The 16801-nt window shown below is 43.4% G+C and carries 16 protein-coding genes; 4 read left to right on the top strand and 12 right to left on the bottom strand.

Annotated elements, in window-relative coordinates; all coding sequences use genetic code 11:
* Positions 1-230: 230 nt before the first annotated feature.
* Positions 231-1205 (bottom strand): SGNH/GDSL hydrolase family protein, encoded by a 975-nt coding sequence (locus ACYVD4_RS06745; protein ID WP_460943714.1) that lies wholly within the window; start codon positions 1203-1205, stop codon positions 231-233.
* 466 nt (positions 1206-1671) lie between these two features.
* On the opposite strand from ACYVD4_RS06745, the gene ACYVD4_RS06740 reads away from it, so the two are divergent.
* Together ACYVD4_RS06740 and ACYVD4_RS06735 are read left to right on the top strand one after the other, a co-directional pair.
* A complete protein-coding gene (locus tag ACYVD4_RS06740) occupies positions 1672-2103 on the top strand; it encodes a hypothetical protein (RefSeq protein ID WP_460943712.1) in 432 nt (143 codons plus the stop codon).
* The gene (locus ACYVD4_RS06735; protein WP_460943710.1) at positions 2084-2263 is read left to right on the top strand and encodes a hypothetical protein; all 180 of its coding nucleotides are present in this window, start codon (positions 2084-2086) and stop codon (positions 2261-2263) included. Before ACYVD4_RS06740 ends, ACYVD4_RS06735 begins: the two co-directional genes overlap by 20 nt.
* 133 nt (positions 2264-2396) lie before the next feature.
* On the opposite strand, the gene dnaK is transcribed toward ACYVD4_RS06735, so the two are convergent.
* Together dnaK and ACYVD4_RS06725 are read right to left on the bottom strand one after the other, a co-directional pair.
* A complete protein-coding gene (gene dnaK / locus ACYVD4_RS06730; protein ID WP_460943708.1) occupies positions 2397-4322 on the bottom strand; it encodes a molecular chaperone DnaK in 1926 nt (641 codons plus the stop codon).
* 1025 nt (positions 4323-5347) lie between these two features.
* Positions 5348-5890, bottom strand: coding sequence for a hypothetical protein (locus ACYVD4_RS06725; protein WP_460943706.1), 543 nt, complete (start codon positions 5888-5890; stop codon positions 5348-5350).
* Positions 5891-6004: 114 nt separating this feature from the next.
* On the opposite strand from ACYVD4_RS06725, the gene ACYVD4_RS06720 reads away from it, so the two are divergent.
* Positions 6005-6445 (top strand): nuclease A inhibitor family protein, encoded by a 441-nt coding sequence (locus ACYVD4_RS06720; protein WP_460943704.1) that lies wholly within the window; start codon positions 6005-6007, stop codon positions 6443-6445.
* Between the two features lie 595 nt (positions 6446-7040).
* Here the strand turns inward: ACYVD4_RS06720 and rplT are convergent.
* The 8 genes from rplT to ACYVD4_RS06680 form a co-directional block, all read right to left on the bottom strand.
* Complete coding sequence (rplT, locus tag ACYVD4_RS06715; RefSeq protein WP_460943702.1) at positions 7041-7385, bottom strand: 50S ribosomal protein L20; 345 nt, start codon at positions 7383-7385, stop codon at positions 7041-7043.
* A 216-nt stretch (positions 7386-7601) separates the two neighbouring features.
* On the bottom strand, positions 7602-7796 hold the full coding sequence (gene rpmI, locus ACYVD4_RS06710; protein ID WP_460943700.1) for a 50S ribosomal protein L35: 195 nt from the start codon (positions 7794-7796) through the stop codon (positions 7602-7604).
* A 151-nt stretch (positions 7797-7947) separates the two neighbouring features.
* Positions 7948-8502 (bottom strand): translation initiation factor IF-3, encoded by a 555-nt coding sequence (gene infC / locus ACYVD4_RS06705; RefSeq protein WP_460943698.1) that lies wholly within the window; start codon positions 8500-8502, stop codon positions 7948-7950.
* A 206-nt stretch (positions 8503-8708) separates the two neighbouring features.
* Positions 8709-10652 carry a threonine--tRNA ligase gene (gene thrS, locus ACYVD4_RS06700; RefSeq protein WP_460943696.1) on the bottom strand — a complete coding sequence of 648 codons (1944 nt, stop codon included), beginning with the start codon at positions 10650-10652 and terminating at the stop codon, positions 8709-8711.
* Positions 10653-10805: 153 nt separating this feature from the next.
* Positions 10806-12095, bottom strand: coding sequence for a tetratricopeptide repeat protein (locus tag ACYVD4_RS06695; RefSeq protein ID WP_460943694.1), 1290 nt, complete (start codon positions 12093-12095; stop codon positions 10806-10808).
* Complete coding sequence (locus ACYVD4_RS06690) at positions 12092-12985, bottom strand: class I SAM-dependent methyltransferase (RefSeq protein WP_460943692.1); 894 nt, start codon at positions 12983-12985, stop codon at positions 12092-12094. The genes ACYVD4_RS06695 and ACYVD4_RS06690 overlap by 4 nt, the downstream gene beginning before the upstream one ends.
* 91 nt (positions 12986-13076) lie before the next feature.
* Positions 13077-13487 (bottom strand): EVE domain-containing protein, encoded by a 411-nt coding sequence (locus ACYVD4_RS06685; RefSeq protein ID WP_460943690.1) that lies wholly within the window; start codon positions 13485-13487, stop codon positions 13077-13079.
* Between the two features lie 95 nt (positions 13488-13582).
* Positions 13583-14161: a DinB family protein gene (locus tag ACYVD4_RS06680; protein WP_460943688.1), complete on the bottom strand. Its 579-nt coding sequence runs from the start codon at positions 14159-14161 to the stop codon at positions 13583-13585.
* A gap of 362 nt (positions 14162-14523) precedes the next feature.
* On the opposite strand from ACYVD4_RS06680, the gene ACYVD4_RS06675 reads away from it, so the two are divergent.
* Positions 14524-16032, top strand: coding sequence for a capsule assembly Wzi family protein (locus ACYVD4_RS06675; protein ID WP_460943686.1), 1509 nt, complete (start codon positions 14524-14526; stop codon positions 16030-16032).
* A 57-nt stretch (positions 16033-16089) separates the two neighbouring features.
* Here the strand turns inward: ACYVD4_RS06675 and ACYVD4_RS06670 are convergent, their stop codons facing one another.
* A complete protein-coding gene (locus ACYVD4_RS06670) occupies positions 16090-16692 on the bottom strand; it encodes a CAP domain-containing protein (protein ID WP_460943684.1) in 603 nt (200 codons plus the stop codon).
* Between the last annotated feature and the right edge of the window lie 109 nt (positions 16693-16801).

Genomic DNA, 16801 nt, shown 5'->3' with positions numbered 1-16801 from the left:
ATTCACACTCTGTAATATACTCTTAAAATACGTTTGGCGAGATATATCAAAATGGGTATTTTTTGTTATCTGCTTGGGAAGATACTGTCAGTTTGATTTCTCTCTTCAGAAAGCTGTTTCGGACTAATTCACAAATAAAAAAGCCTGACGGAAAAATAGTCAGGCTTTTTTATTTGTGCCAATTCAATCGCAATAGTCGTCACTCTGCAAAATATGTTCTTGCTTGCCAATCACAAACTGGCTTTATTATATTTTAGCTTTAAGTATGGTGTTAAATCATCGGATAGTACATCGCTTACTTTTCTGGCTCCCGATTCGGTAAAGTGCATGTCATCGTAAAAATATTCGCTGCTTTTGGGCATTTTACGTGCCAAATCAATCAAATGAACCTGTTGTTCAATAGCCACCGCCCGTGTTACGTTGTTGTACACTTCAAGGCGTTTCCAGCAAAGCAGCCCATTTTCGCGTTCATTTACCCGAAATTTTGCCAGATCGGTGTGGCTAACGGGATCAAAACCCGCCCCAACCAGTAGTGGTTGCGTTATCAAAACTGGTTCAATTCCCGACTGCCGACAGGTTTTTATCAATTTTAGTACCCGTTCGCGGTATGCAGGTATAAAGTGGGATACAGTTGCCAACTCACTCTGAATAACTGCCTGCGACAAATTAAGAGTATCATCGGGGTGTACAGGTCTGTAGAGGTTGTCCCGAAAATTAAGTTTCTGGGTAACAATTCCTCTGCTTACTAACCGAACCAGTCCAACTACTTCACTGTTTTGCGCAATAGTACGTCCCAGATTCTTCCACCAAGAATCGCCTAAATCAAGATATGTATTCTTCAGAACGGTGTTGTCGAAACCGTCCATTTTATCCTTACCTACATCGTTTATACCGATCAGGAACAGGATTACATTTGGGTGTAGTTTCAACAGATAATCGTCAAGCAAAACCTGATGCCCGAACGTAGAATGCCCATTCAGGCCAGCGTTATTGATCCACAAATAAGGCATTGTTGAATGGCTACGTTGTGCCATACGGGCTGTCCAGTCAGTTCCATCTCCCAGAAAAAAACACTCTGTTGTGCTTCCACCTACAGTTAAAACTGTTAGATGTTTCGACCAGTCTTTGGGCGGTTCTTCTCCACGAAAACCAAGCGAATTTTTCGTATGAATGGCATTACGTTCGATAGAAGGCAGGCCTTCCATCGTTAGTTCGTAGGTTTTATTGATCGGCAGTATAACCTTTTCGTTTTTAACCCTTGGATTCAACGGGTTATATATTCGCAGACAGAGTTCCAGTAATAGAACAACTACAACCGTCAAGTATAGCACATAGGATGCACGACGGAGAATTGTCCTTAGTACAGAATAGCCCGAATAATTCTGTATATACTCTAACCTATACATATCATTAGTTAAAGAAATTATTGGACAATATTATTTTTACCAAATTAATTAACGACAAGTAATTATATAAATTATATAAGTATACAGCAATTTTTTCGCCAAATTTAATTTTACTAATACCAAATAATATAATTCTATTTTAAACATCATCTTAATATTACACCAATCCTATTCTGTTTTAATAGAAACCAAAGTCCAAATACTCATTTGTCGGCATGATTTTCAACTTATCCATATGTAGTAAGTCTATAAACAGCGATTATGGATGAAAGCACATTTTCATTTCTTAATTCTCAACGTTTATTCAATGAAAAATTTACACACAGTGTCCCTTCTGGGAGTGATTGTTGCCATGTCATTACTGGGCTCCTGCAAGAAAGACAACCTTCTGGAGGTTTCTATTCCAGAAATAAATACCAGCCCAACAACTTCAGGTGTTCAGGGAAATGTATTTGAACCAGCATTAGTAGAAGCTACTGACGACAGGATTGGCCTGCCTAAAGTGCCGATGGGATCTGCTATCCGAAAATTTGCAGATCAGCTTGGCAAGCCGAGAACGTTTGCCGTTGGTTCTTTAGGTAATGTATTCGTTACATATCTCGTACAGCGGGCACAGTTACACTCTTACAAGACACTAATGCGGCTTCTGAAATCGTTCTCAGCTTTCTGGCTACAAAGTGATACGTGTACATTTTGAAAACGGCCAACCTGTTCTGGCAGAGGATTTTGCAACAGGTTTCCTTGTCAATACTAATCAGGCTCAGTTCGGCCGGACAGTTGGTATTGCTACGTTACCTGACGGTTCACTAATTTTCACCGACGATACCAATGGCGTTATCTATCGGGTAAGCCAGTAGCTCTATGTAAGTAAAGCCGCTGCGGAATTTAGTACATTGGCCCTATTTATTACCAATACAAAAGCCCTCACCATTACTGATGAGGGCTTTTTAACAAAATCAGTTTAAGCCAGAAATCGGATAAACCCTGGTCTTACTTAACTTCTTCGTAGGGTACGTCCGATACGTTGTCGCCGGTTGGCTGACCTTGTCCGGCTCCGTCGGTGTTACCAGCAAAACCAGTGCCATCCGCTGGGTTAGCGCCGGCACCACCCGTAGCGTTGTATAGTTCCTGCGAAGCCGTAGCCCACGCATTATTCAAACCTTCAAGAGCCGTATCGATAGCTGCTACGTCGCGCGATCCGTGAGCCGTACGCAGATTCGCCAGCGCACCTTCGATTGCAGTTTTGTTGCCTTCTGACAGTTTGTCGCCGTATTCTTTGAGTTGTTTTTCGGTCTGGAAAATCATCGAGTCAGCTTGATTGACTTTCTCAATTTTTTCGCGTTCAGATTTATCGGCCGCTTCATTGGCTTTTGCTTCTTCGCGCATCCGGCTGATCTCGGCTTCGGTTAGGCCGCTCGATGCTTCAATCCGGATTTTTTGCTCTTTACCAGTACCCTTATCTTTCGCTGTTACGTGTAGAATACCGTTGGCATCAACATCGAACGTTACTTCAATTTGTGGCACACCACGCGGAGCTGGTGGAATATCAGAGAGAATGAATCGGCCTAATTGACGGTTTTGAGCTGCCATTGGACGTTCACCCTGCAATACGTTGATTTCTACGCTCGGCTGATTATCAGAAGCTGTCGAATACGTTTCTACTTTCTTGCTTGGTATTGTTGTGTTAGCATCCACCATTTTGGTAAATACGCCACCCATCGTTTCAATACCAAGTGACAATGGAATTACGTCAAGCAACAGTACGTCTTTTACTTCTCCCGTCAATACACCGCCCTGAATAGCAGCTCCAATGGCTACAGCTTCATCAGGATTAACAGCTTTGGAGGGTTTTTTACCGAAAAGTTTTTCAACTTCTTCCTGCACTTTCGGAATCCGGGTTGAACCACCAACCAGAATTACTTCATCAATTTGGCCAGCCGATAAACCTGAATTTTTCAGGGCACGACGACATGGTTCCAGACTGCGCTGGACTAGTGAATCGGCCAGTTGTTCAAATTTAGCCCGACTCAACGTCCGTACCAAGTGCTTCGGAATACCATTCACCGGCATGATGTATGGCAGGTTAATTTCCGTTGAGTTGGAGCTTGACAATTCAATTTTCGCTTTTTCAGCCGCTTCTTTCAGACGTTGCAACGCCATTGGGTCTTGACGAAGATCGATATTTTCGTCTTTTTTGAACTCATCGGCAAGCCAATCGATAATTACCTGGTCGAAATCATCACCACCGAGGTGCGTATCGCCATCCGTCGATTTCACTTCAAATACGCCGTCACCGAGTTCAAGAATCGAGATATCGAACGTACCACCACCTAAGTCAAAAACTGCGATTTTCTGATCGTGATTGGTTTTATCCAACCCATAGGCCAGTGCAGCCGCCGTAGGCTCATTGATGATCCGTTTCACATCAAGGCCGGCAATCTGACCTGCCTCTTTAGTAGCTTGCCGTTCGGCATCGTTAAAGTACGCGGGCACCGTAATAACCGCTTCGGTTACCGTTTGGCCAAGATAATCTTCAGCAGTCTGCTTCATTTTCTGCAGAATCAGAGCCGAAAGTTCCTGTGGAGTATATTGACGGTCGCCAATTTTAACGCGGGGCGTACCATTCGGTCCGTTCTCTACGTCGTATGCTACCGATTTCATTTCGTTAGTAACTTCATTATAACGTTTCCCCATGAAACGCTTAATCGAAGAAATCGTATTTTTCGGGTTGGTGATGGCCTGGCGTTTGGCGGGAGCGCCTACTTTGCGTTCGCCGTTGCCGTTGTCCATAAACGCCACTACCGAGGGGGTTGTCCGGGCGCCTTCAGAGTTGGGGATTACAACCGGCTCGTTGCCTTCCATCACGGCCACGCACGAGTTCGTGGTGCCTAAGTCAATACCAATAATTTTTCCCATAACTGGATTTAGTTTCTTTAGTTGGCTGTATATATAAACTGACAGACAGTTCTTATCTATCAATACAAATGCCAGCTAGAAAAAATGTTCGAATTGCTGTCAGATTGGCAGATTAATGTATCCGAACGGGCCAGAATGACGCTTTTAATAGGTTACTATAGCTAAGTTGTGGCAGACCAGCAGACACATGTTGTCCAATTTTGGCCTGTAGGGTGATGTTTCAAGACAAACGCCAAAAATTAGCTCCTATCCCATGATTATAGATCAATTCACTTCTGTTTTTATACAGGTTGTATATTTCCCAACTCCCTGATTTCCCTTTTACAGCTTTAGGATAAATCTTGACCTCCCCATGAATACCAGAATTGGGAATCGGACGTTCATTTATCCCTATTTCGACTGCGTTTCTAGCCTCATCCAGCGTCAATCCATCCAGTGAACTGTGCGGTCGGAATGAATTATATTCTGATGCCAGAATTCGTTTTTTTCAGGGGCATATTCCAGTGATAAGAAGCAGTGGACATTTAAGAAACTTCCGTTATCCACTTGAATGCGTTGCGAAATAGCCAAATCTACGATTTTTAAGTGATTCATCACCGTTACTAGATCGTCTCCTTTCAATGACTGACCGACGTGGATGGGCCTGCACTTGCGGCTTTAATTATACGACTAAGTTAAGGCTTGGATTTTTCGGTCATCAAACAACTAGTCCCCCACGAAGTCCAAACCGCTACGGCGTCCCGTTCCAACATTGATGAAAAGTAAAGAGCTCATAGCTGTCCCGTCGATGAACGACTCTCGGTTCCGTAGTGGCCGTTTGTTACGCATATTTAGCCCTTACTAAAGATATAAGCGATGCACGCGTTTGTGATTGCGCGCCAACTCTCACGTCTAAATCTTACTGATTTCACCCCATTTCGGCATACTACTACCCTTTCATGATTTACCTGTAAATTTACTCGATGGGTAAATAATAAAGGCCGTTCTTGTGAGAACGGCCTTTATTATTTACCCTGAGTTTATGTTTAACGACCACCAAAAAGACCGCCTAACATACCTCCTAATCCACCGCCACTTCCACCTTGCTGCGTAGCAATACGTAGGAGATCGTTCATATCGAGTTTCCCATCGGCCATTGCTGAACCAGCCATGCCCATCCAGTCAATTCCCTGCTGACCTGTAGCTGCTCCTAGAATTGAATTGCCATCAACGCTAGAATCATCCGGATCAGACGCTTTTGACATCAGTTTGCTCAACACAATCGGTACAATAGCACTTGCTACCGACATAGCTACCTGTGGCGAAATACCTAATTTCTCCATCAGGCTCTGTTCAACATGTTCCTGTACGCCTTGTGTAACAGGGCTTTTCTGAACGTTGCCACCATTAACAACCATGCCCAATAAATTACCTAGGCCGCCACCTTGTGCCTGTTGACCCAAACCACTAAGAATGCTGCTAGCAACGGTCTGCATAACATTATTATTCTGGCTGTTGGGAATTGCTGGGTTATTGATTACCGCCTGACCAGCTTGTTGCTGTACCAGATTCATCAGTGTTTCTAGCATGACTATTTTATTTGGTTAAGCGGGAATAGGGTTCACCCGCGCGTTAAAATTAGACAGATTCTTACAGCAAATTCCAATAAGAAACGGTTAATTTGCCCTGAATCTATAACATCTATGACGACTGAAGAGCCAGAAAGTAGCGGTTTGGTTTCAGAAAATATATCATTTTCTGAAAAAATAAACCCGTTGCTCACTGATTTGTTCTATCCAAGCGAATCAGACGAGCCCCTCGAATCAACTACCTGCTATTTGAAACAGGAAGAGCCGTTGACTGTGAGCCAGATTAAAGACTGGCAAATGCTACCGCCTAAGATTTATGTCGAAGAAATTCCGGAGGTTGATTTCTGGAGCCCTGTTCTCACCGAAGAAGATTGGTATGGCGATGAGGAAAAAGCCCGTTTGGCTCAATTTCAGACATTAAAGCAAGCGTTGGACCAAGAGCTAAGCGTTCGTCAGGTGTTTCGGGTTGGCGATAACGAAATTGATATATACTTACTGGGTCGATTAGCTACTGGTGAACGAGCTGGAATCAAAACAAAAGTTATTGAGACGTAGCAACTCAGCCGTTTATTTCGGCAGTAAGCTATCTTGAAAGCTTCCTAATTTTAATACCTATTTATAATAGGTTATATCCACACCAACTAAGATTGCCGTAATAAAAAAAACTCCTGGTTTGATCAGACTCATCCAATCTACCCACGCTGGGAGAAACCACTTCTTTATAAAGCATTGACCCTTGCCATTCAACAAGACACAACACAATCATTTGCTATTATACGAAATATTAATATTCCAACATTAGCAGAACGATTATCCTTTGTAAGGCAGACACAGGCCAGAAATCCTCATGCATTTGTTGATTGGCTTATGTAGACCAAAAACATAAAGAGTTTTACCCACCTGCCGTGTATGAAGGATGGGCTTTAGCAGCATTAGACTTTAAAAATTTCACCCAGATGAGTAATGCTATCAATAGTTACTTTAATATGTATCTCTATCAGGATTTCACTTACCATCAAATTAAGCAGTTTATTGAAGATGGGAAACTAAGTATTACACCGACCATTTGACAGAGATGACTCAGCAACTAACTCTTTAAAACGCAAAACCCGGCGAAGAGCCGGGTTTTGCGTTTTATATTTTATTCTGTTTACTTCACTTGTTCCACAACAGCAGCAAATGCTTCCGGATGGTTCGTTGCCAGATCAGCCAGAACTTTACGGTTCAGTTCGATGCCGGATTTACTAAGGGCTCCCATCAGTGCCGAATAGGAGGTACCATTGATACGAGCACCTGCATTGATACGCTGAATCCAAAGAGCGCGAAAATCGCGTTTCTTGGCCCGGCGATCGCGATATGCGTATCCTAAGCCTTTTTCGACAGCGTTCTTAGCAACTGTCCAAACATTTTTACGCCGACCGAAATAACCTTTGGCCAGCTTCATTACTTTTTTCCGACGTGCGCGAGAGGCAACGTGATTGACGGAACGTGGCATTTTATTATTAGTTGTTTTTTGACAACAGGCGGAAGACTAATTAATGGATAATGTTGAATCAATAATATGCAACGGCCAGCGTCACAAACCGTTATTCATTTTCATTAATCATTATGCATTCTCTTATATAGCCTGATATCGGGTGAAACGTGAACCAGGAACTACTTCGTCCCTTTTGTATATGCTACATTTGCAGCACATACGTTGAAATCCTGACTAGATATTCAGCAACATTTTGATACGTCGCTCATCTGGACCAGCTACCAACGCATCATGTACCAGATTGCGTTTCTGCTTGGTGGTTTTTTTCGTCAGAATGTGACTGTGGAAGGCATGCTTCCGTTTGATTTTACCGGAGCCTGTCAGCTTGAAACGCTTTTTGGCTGCCGAATTGGTTTTTACTTTTGGCATTATTGTAACTGCTTTTGTGGAAACTTCTTTGTAAACAGGCCGCAAAGATACGAAAATTAGTTATAAAGTTGCAGGGTTACAAGGTTGTAAAGTTTAATAGCGCTATTAAACTTTACAACCTTGTAACCCTGCAACTTTATAACTAATTAAATCACTTCTTGGCAACAACTTTAGGAGACATGAACATGCTCATCCGTTTTCCTTCGAGCTTCGGTTCTGCTTCAATTTTACCGTACTCTTCAAGCCCTTTAGCAAAACGGTCGAGCAGGTTGAAACCACGGTCTTTAAAAACAATGGCCCGGCCTACAAATTGTACATAAGCTTTTACTTTGGCGCCTTCTTTCAGAAAATTAATCGCATGCTTAAGCTTAAACTCAAAATCGTGATCATCGGTGTTCGGACCAAACCGAATCTCTTTGATAACAACTTTAGTTGCATTGGCTTTGATCTCTTTCTGCTTTTTCTTCTGCTCGTATTTGAACTTCGAATAGTCTACAATTCGGCAGACGGGCGGCACAGCGTTGGGCGATACTTCCACAAGGTCTAAACCCTGGGCTTTCGCCAAAGTCTGTGCTTTATTTATATCGTAGATTCCCTGTTCTACATTTTCACCGACCACCCGTACTTCACGGGCCAGAATGCGCTCATTTACTTTATAGGGTTCTTCAACCACGCGACGGGGTGGTCTGCGCTGGGGTAATGCCATAGATTGTGTTTAAGGTAACAAATTGTTAAAGTGAGCTCTTTTGAAGCCGTTTGGATAACGTAACAGCTCTTAAAAAGTTCGGGAAACTATTGAAAATACTGATTCAGTGCAAGCATAAGTTTGTTTCAGGTTCAACGATTCAGGTTTTAGGCTGATACTACATCCATATTGAACCTAAAATTCCGAACATAGAACCTGAAACTGTACTAAACCTTTACTTCATTCTGGAATATGGTTACAAATTCTTCCACACTCATACTACCAAGATCACCCTGCCCTTTTCGTCGAACTGATACTTTGCCTTCGGCAGATTCTTTTTCACCGACAATAAGCATGTAGGGTACTTTATTTACTTCGGCATCGCGGATTTTACGGCCAATTTTTTCGTCGCGCAAATCAACAATACCCCGGATATCATTCTCCTGTAAGGCAAAAAACAGGTCGTTGGCGTAATTTTCGTATTTCTCAGAAATCGGCAGAATGGCAATCTGCTCAGGTGATAGCCAGAGTGGAAAATTCCCCCCCGTATTTTCGATCAGAATGGCAATAAACCGCTCCATCGACCCAAACGGTGCCCGGTGAATCATAACGGGCCGATGTTTCTGATTATCAGCACCAATATACTCCAGCTCAAAGCGATTAGGCAAATTATAATCGACCTGAATTGTTCCTAGTTGCCACTTCCGTCCCAAGGCATCACGAACCATAAAATCAAGCTTTGGTCCGTAGAAAGCAGCCTCACCAAGTTCGGTCACAGTTGGTAGCCCCTTTTCAGCAGCCGATTCGATAATAGCCGCTTCAGCCTTTTCCCAAAGATCGTCGGAACCAATATACTTGATTTTATTTTCAGGATCACGTAGTGAAATCTGAGCGCTGTAGTCCGTAAACCCAAGTGTTCTGAAAACGTAGAGCACCAGATCAATGACCTTCATAAACTCATCTTTAACCTGATCGGGCCGACAGAAGATATGCGCGTCATCCTGCGTGAATCCACGCACACGAGTCAGACCATGCAACTCGCCCGATTGCTCGTAGCGATATACAGTTCCAAACTCAGCCAAACGTAGTGGAAGATCCCGATATGAGCGTGGTCTGGTTTTGTAAATCTCGCAGTGGTGCGGGCAGTTCATTGGTTTCAGCAAAAATTCCTCGTTCGGATCGGGGGTTTTAATGGGCTGAAACGAATCTTCGCCATACTTATCCCAGTGACCCGACGTTACGTATAATTGCTTACTGCCAATATGTGGAGTCACAACTGGCGAATAACCTGCCCGAATTTGTGCCTTCCGAAGAAAATTTTCGAGCCGCTCACGTAGCATCGTACCTTTTGGAAGCCAAAGCGGAAGCCCCGCTCCTACTTTCTCCGAAAAGGCAAATAATTCCAACTCCTTACCTAGCTTACGATGATCCCGCTTTTTGGCTTCTTCGAGCAGATATAGATAATCGTCAAGTTCCTTTTGCTTCGGGTACGTAACGGCATAGATACGTGTTAGCTGCTTATTTTTCTCATTACCACGCCAATATGCACCCGCTACGTTCATCAGTTTAGCGGCTTTTATAAATCCGGTGTTCGGAATATGCGGTCCTCGACACAGATCAGTAAAATCGCCCTGCGTATAGAACGTAATGGTCCCGTCTTCCAGATCTTTGAGCAGGTCGAGTTTATAGGGGTCACCTTTTTCTTCGAAATAAGCAATGGCCTCTGCCTTGCCCATCGGCTTACGAATATACGCCTGCTTCTGGCGAGCCAGTTCCAGCATTTTATCCTCAACTTTTTTGAAGTCTTCCTGCGAAAAAGGTTGCCCTCCCAAATCAACATCATAGTAAAATCCGGTTTCGACCGCAGGTCCAATACCAAATTTCACACCCGGATACAGACTTTCGAGTGCTTCGGCCAGTAAGTGGGCCGATGAGTGCCAGAACGTAGCCTTCCCTTCGGCATCGTTCCAGGTCAGAAGCTGTACGGTTGCATCCTGATCAACAGGACGTGTTGCATCCTGCACCACACCATTTACCTTAGCGGCCAATACGTTACGGGCCAAACCTTCACTAATTTGAGCGGCAATTTCCAGCCCTGTACTTCCTTTTGGATACTGCCGAACGCTACCATCTGGTAACGTAACGCGGATTTGTTCGTCCTGCGCAATCATGTTTACACGTATTTATTTGTGGGTACCCGCAGCTTACCTACAACTGTAAGCCACTTATTTTTTATGTGTGATATAGGAGGTATGAACTATAACATATAACGTATCTACCTTCTGTACGTTATAATTCAGTATACATCATACATAATTACTAACTCAATTTATTGGTCTTACAGTTCGTTGAAGCGAATCGCTGGTTCTGCTCTCCACCTGCACTTTAGGCTGAATTGTCGATACCCGAACGCGAGTTGTGTCAAGTCCAGGGCGAGTTCGGGTAGTGGGCGAAGGTTTATTAGCAGTATCCGGCAAAAATAATGAGTTATATGAATTTTGTGAGTATTGCGAACGCTGCGAGCGCCACAATCCCGCAGCAGCCTGCTGGTCACCAGCATTCTGTTGAGTAGCTTTGGTATAGGCTGCAATAGCCAACTCATACTGCCCCATTTGTTCATAGCAGTAGCCTATATATGTATCGATACGTGGAAATTGTGGGCGAAGCTGCTGCACACGCTGATAATTTGCCAAAGCCGAATAATAGTTCCGATACGCCTGATTGATAAGGCCCATCTGAAAAAAAGCCTGATAATAATTTGCTTGCACCTTCACCGTCTGCTGGTAATAGATCATAGCACTATCAAGCTTATTTTCGGTATGATAGATCAAACCACGTCCGTATGCAAGCCGGGCATTATTTGGAAAATAACGTAATGCCTGCTCATTATAAACCAGCGCCGAATTCAAATCACCAATTGTCCGATAAATGGACGATAGCTGATTATACGTTTCCAGATATCGCGGTTTTAACTGAAGCGAGCGTTTATATAGCACGAGAGCCTGGGTGGTATCACCTTGGCGAGCTGCCATTAATCCATTAAAAAAATAGGTCTCTCCATCGTATGGCGCCATTTGCAAGGATTTGGCAAGATAAAGTCTGGCTTTATCAAACTCATTCTGTTGCTGAAGTAAATCGCCCTGAAGTGTGTATAACTCGGGCGTATCGACACCTAAGATTTCGGCACGCTGAGCGTTCTGGAAGGCTTTGGAAGGCTGCTGCAAGGCACGTAGCACCTGTGCTTTGGTCAGATAATACGTACCTATATTATCATTACGATCAATAGCTTCATCAATATCCGAGAGAGCCTCGTTCACACGACCCATCACTAACAGAATGGACGCTCGTTTGGCGTAGGCTGAAGCTGGTGATGATTGATTGATGGCGCGTGTAAGAGCACGTAGCGCACCCTCGGTACGACTACTATCTCCCGGTTTCGGATAATCAGGAATATGAGCCGTTTGCCGGTCATCACTATCGCAAGAGAATAAAAGGAACGAAATAGCAAATGTTATAAAGAGCGAATGAACGAACGAGTGAACGTGCGAAAGTGCCATCTGGTAGGTTTTTCGCACGTTCACTCGTTCGTTCATTCGCTCTTTGAAAATTTTCATACCCCAAACCGATAAAACACCCCCAAAGGTAGTCTTTTCTGAAATTGGTCTATCATAGCTAATTCGCCCCATTCCGGATTTGGTACGCTACCAAATATCTGCCGCATAAGGTTATCGACCAGTAGCGACGAAAATCCAAGCGAATAGAGGTTAATGATAAAGAAAAAATGATCGTTATCGAGCAGGTCAGCGCAGGATTTGAGCAAGTCATTGAGATGCTCTTCAAGTACCCACTTTTCGCCATCGGGTCCACGTCCATAGGCCGGAGGATCAAGAATAATGCCATTATACCGATTGCCACGACGTACTTCACGACGTACAAACTTTACTGCATCTTCAACCATCCAGCGAATATTTGTCAAGCCGCTGTAATCCATATTTTCCCGAGCCCAGGAAATGACTGGTTTCACTGCATCGACATGTGTTACGTCGGCACCAGCCTGCCGGGCAGCAAGTGATGCTCCACCTGTATAGGCAAACAGATTCAATACGTTTGGGCGCGCTACGTGGGGCGCCATTCCCTTGATTTTGGTGGCAATATAAGCCCAGTTATCAGCCTGTTCAGGAAAAAGCCCTACGTGCTTAAACGTTGTTAGTGCCAGTTTAAACTTAAGGTTTAACCCTCCCTGCTGGAACGTAATGAACCAAGGATCACGCATATCGGGTTTCGTTTGCCAGTCGCCCCGCTCCGGCGATTGACGGTCGCGACGAAAAATAGCATGTGCCCGTTTTTCCCACGCACTATCGGTCAGCGATTTATCCCAGATTGCCTGTGGTTCTGGCCGCGATAGCACATAATTGCCAAAGCGCTCCAGTTTCTGAAAAGCCCCCGAATCAATGAGTTCGTACTCAGACCAGGATTCTGGTATAACTAGTTGAATATTGGTCATATAGATTGAATGACTGAATGATAGAATTGTTGAATGAATACTGCAATGAACCTATTCAACAATTCTATCATTCAGTCATTCTATTATTAATTCAATTCTGTCCCATTTTCAAGATTAATTCAAATTCATCGACCCGAACGGGCATCACGGATAAACGTGACTGGCGAATAAGGCTCAGATTAGCCAGTAATGGCTCAGCTTTTATAGTGGCCAGCGACACTGGTTTTTCCAGAGCAAATAAAGGCTCAAGCTCAACAACTACCCAACGGGTGTCGTCAGGAATGGTTGGGTCTGGGTATGACTCTTTTACTACATGGGCCAGACCAACAACGCAAGGAGACGTAACACTATGGTAAAAAAGTACCTGATCGCCGATTTTCATGGCGTTCAGATTATTACGCGCCTGATAATTACGTACACCATCCCATACAGCACGGCCCTGTTCAATAAAGTGGTGCCATCCATACGTATCGGGTTCTGATTTAACCAGCCAGAAGTTCAAAGGAATAAATGTTGAATGCCTGAGCAACAGAATGCCAGTACAGACTTACTGTTGCTTTATACAATTACTGAAGCATGTTCTCGATCAATTGACAATCAATAATAATCGTCATGCTCGTGGCTTCCGAACGGAGATCCGTATTCATCGGTACCAGTATCTTCATCGGCATAACGCGAACCTGCATTTTTAAAAGCCAATGCTTTTCGAAGTATCATAATCTGGCCCGTATGGTACATATCATGGTTAATAATACCATGCAACATATCGTAATACGTATAATCACGCCCAGGCACTATATCTTCCAGAAATTCATCATCATCGCGCTTATCCAATTCATTGATCAGCTCTTCCTGACTCAGACTTAATTCCATTTCAAGTGCTTCCCATTCAAAATCGTCGATTTTGTCGGGCAATGCACCAAAGTTTTTATCTGGCGTTGTGATATCAAACGTTTCATCACCTTGCATTTTTTTAACACAGAAAATACGCCAGCTAGTCATATGAAAAACCAGCTCGGCAATACTGTGTGTATTGGGCGAAATACGCCGTCCGGCTATCTCCGGCGTAACGCCCCGCAGCACGTCAACTACAGAGGGGCCATGCCAGGCTTCTTCACCTTCATAAGTTGTGTTGAGTAAATCAATGATGCGGATCAGTTCGTCATTAGGGACCATACGCAGAAAAAAAAGTTATAATCAACTATAAAGTTAGTAGCAGGTTGTAATTTCAAACACACATAGTTTGCAGTACAAACAAAAGCATAACTATAGCGCAAACTAATACCTCAAAACTGTTCATATGTTGTAACACAAACATTATTACAAGAAAAGTTTTGCAAGGACTTACAAAGGTAATCCTTTATTTATGGTCTTCCGAGAAAAACCCATGAAACCTACTGTTGTCTTACTAATGATTGTTTTTATAACCATTCTACTCTCAGGATGGCACATTTTATGTATATGATTAGCCAATGCTTCTTCTTTAATTACTCTCACTAGAATGATGAATCTGCTCACAAAAAAGTTTACGTAATTGTATGGCCTATGCTATCAGGCTGCTCCCTTTTCTATTGTTAACAATTAGTTGTTTTGCTCAAACAACTAAACCACTCCGTTATCGCTCGGAGGCAGGTGGCTATTTTTCGGTGCCAAGCTCAACTCCTTTTTGGCTACGAGCAAATCAATATGGAATCGTTCCTCAGGAGAAAACTTTCCTGACGCTACGTCATGCCATGCGGGTTGACTATCATGATCTCCCCCAAAATCGACTTGATAGCCTACGGGCAGCTAATCGACGTATTGACTGGGGTTGGGGTGCCGAAGCAGTGCTTAATGCGGGTACGTCATATAACGTAGTGATTCCAGAGGCATACGTAAAGGTTAAATTCGGACGTAATCTGGAAGCTTGGGCAGGTCGTCGTCGGGAAGTCATTGGCTTAGTCGACTCAACACTGAGCTCCGGCTCTTATGCATGGTCGACCAATGCGTTACCTATGCTGAAAATTCAACTGGCAACTCCTGACTATTTCCCCAGAAACGCGCTTTTTGGCTTTAAGGGTATGTATGCACATGGCTGGTTTGAAGAAGATCGTTTTGTTAAAAACGTGCTCCTTCATCAGAAAGCTCTTTATGGGCGATTCGGCAAACCAAACTGGCGGCTTAAATTATACGGCGGGTTCAACCACCAGGCGATGTGGGGCGGCAATACTGAGAGTCTACCGGGTTCGGTTATCAAGAATAATCAACTTCCTAATCGGTTTAGTGACTATATCGACGTTATCACAGGCACTACGTTAGGCAACCGCACAAATGTCGATACAACCCGAATAAGCCGTTTCGATCGCGAAAATCGCATAGGCAATCATTTAGGAAGCATTGATTTAGGATTCGAATACCGAACACGCTCGTTCTCAGTGTTTGCGTACCGCCAAAACGTTTATGAAGATGGATCGCTGTTTTACCTGATTAATATCAGTGATGGACTAAATGGATTACGTATACGTAACCTTCGGTCTGCCCGTCCGGGTGGATTCCAGATTCAGGATGTTTTACTGGAATTCTTATTCACACAGAGTCAGGGAGGAGAATTATTTCTGGATAAAACCGGACAGCAGGGACGCGACAACTATTTTAATCATTCCCAGTATCGCGATGGCTGGTCTCGGTACGGCCTCACTATGGGAACGCCTTTTATTAGTCCTTCAACTGATAGTAATGTAGAATTGCCACGTTATGGATTTACCAACAATAACCGCGTATCAGTCTTTCACGTTGGTTTATCGGGGCAAATCGTCGATTTTCTTAAATTTCAGATCAAAGCATCTTATAGTCAGAATCTCGGTACGTATGAGGTTCCGTTTCCCAGGGCTGTTCAACAGTTTTCGTCTATTTTATCGATGTCTGCTCCTTTACCTATTTTTCAGGGAATAACAGCAAATATTTCCATAGCTAATGATACGGGCAATCTGTATCAGAATAATACTGGATTCTTTATTGGCATACGTAAAGAAGGTCAGAGTCGTCGACGGGATTTGCCGGAGCAATAGTATATCCATTTTTACTACGTCTGTTACCAGAACAGACGTAGTAAAAATGGGTTAAGGTTAGCGTCTTGTACCAAATTTTGTTACCCAGTAATGGTCATAATTACTACTAATGTTGTAGCCATAACCAACCCCTACGTTCTGAAAGCCCGGATTCATAATATTAGCGCAGTGACCTGGCGAATTAAGCCAGGCTGTAACTACTGACCGTGGGGTTGTAAAGCCAGCAGCAATATTTTCGCCTGCAACAATCCATTGATAACCTTCCCGAGTCATTCGGTCCCAAGGTTGCGAACCATCTCGTCCGGTATGGCTGAAATAATTGTAATCGGCCATATCGACAGCATGTTTATTCGAGGCTCCATTTAGTCGGGAGTTCAAACTAAGTGGTGGAGCAGGTGGATACGTATCAGTGCCACATACACAACTTTGAGAACGAGCTTCATTAATATACTGCAATACTTCTTGCTGAACGGCAAAAGAAGCATCGGATTCCCGGGCACCAGCAGTCTCTGGCATTGGCTCTCCTAATTGATCGTTTCCCCCTTCTTTATACACTGAAGACATAACAGGAGCGGGCGTTAATGCACTTTCTTGTTTGGGCTGACAGGACATGAATACCCATACGGATAAAATCATGCCCAATAAATTCGAGAGTTTCATTTTTTATAGTTTAGTTAGTTAGATATAATACACATCACTCGAAGTGTATATACGACAGAACTAAACTACGAGATTTTTTATTTATTAAAATTATTTTACGGTAACATAT

It is taken from the genome of Spirosoma daeguense (assembly GCF_054776875.1).
Note: the sequence above shows the minus strand (reverse complement) of the source record. Positions and strands in the feature narration are given on the sequence as shown.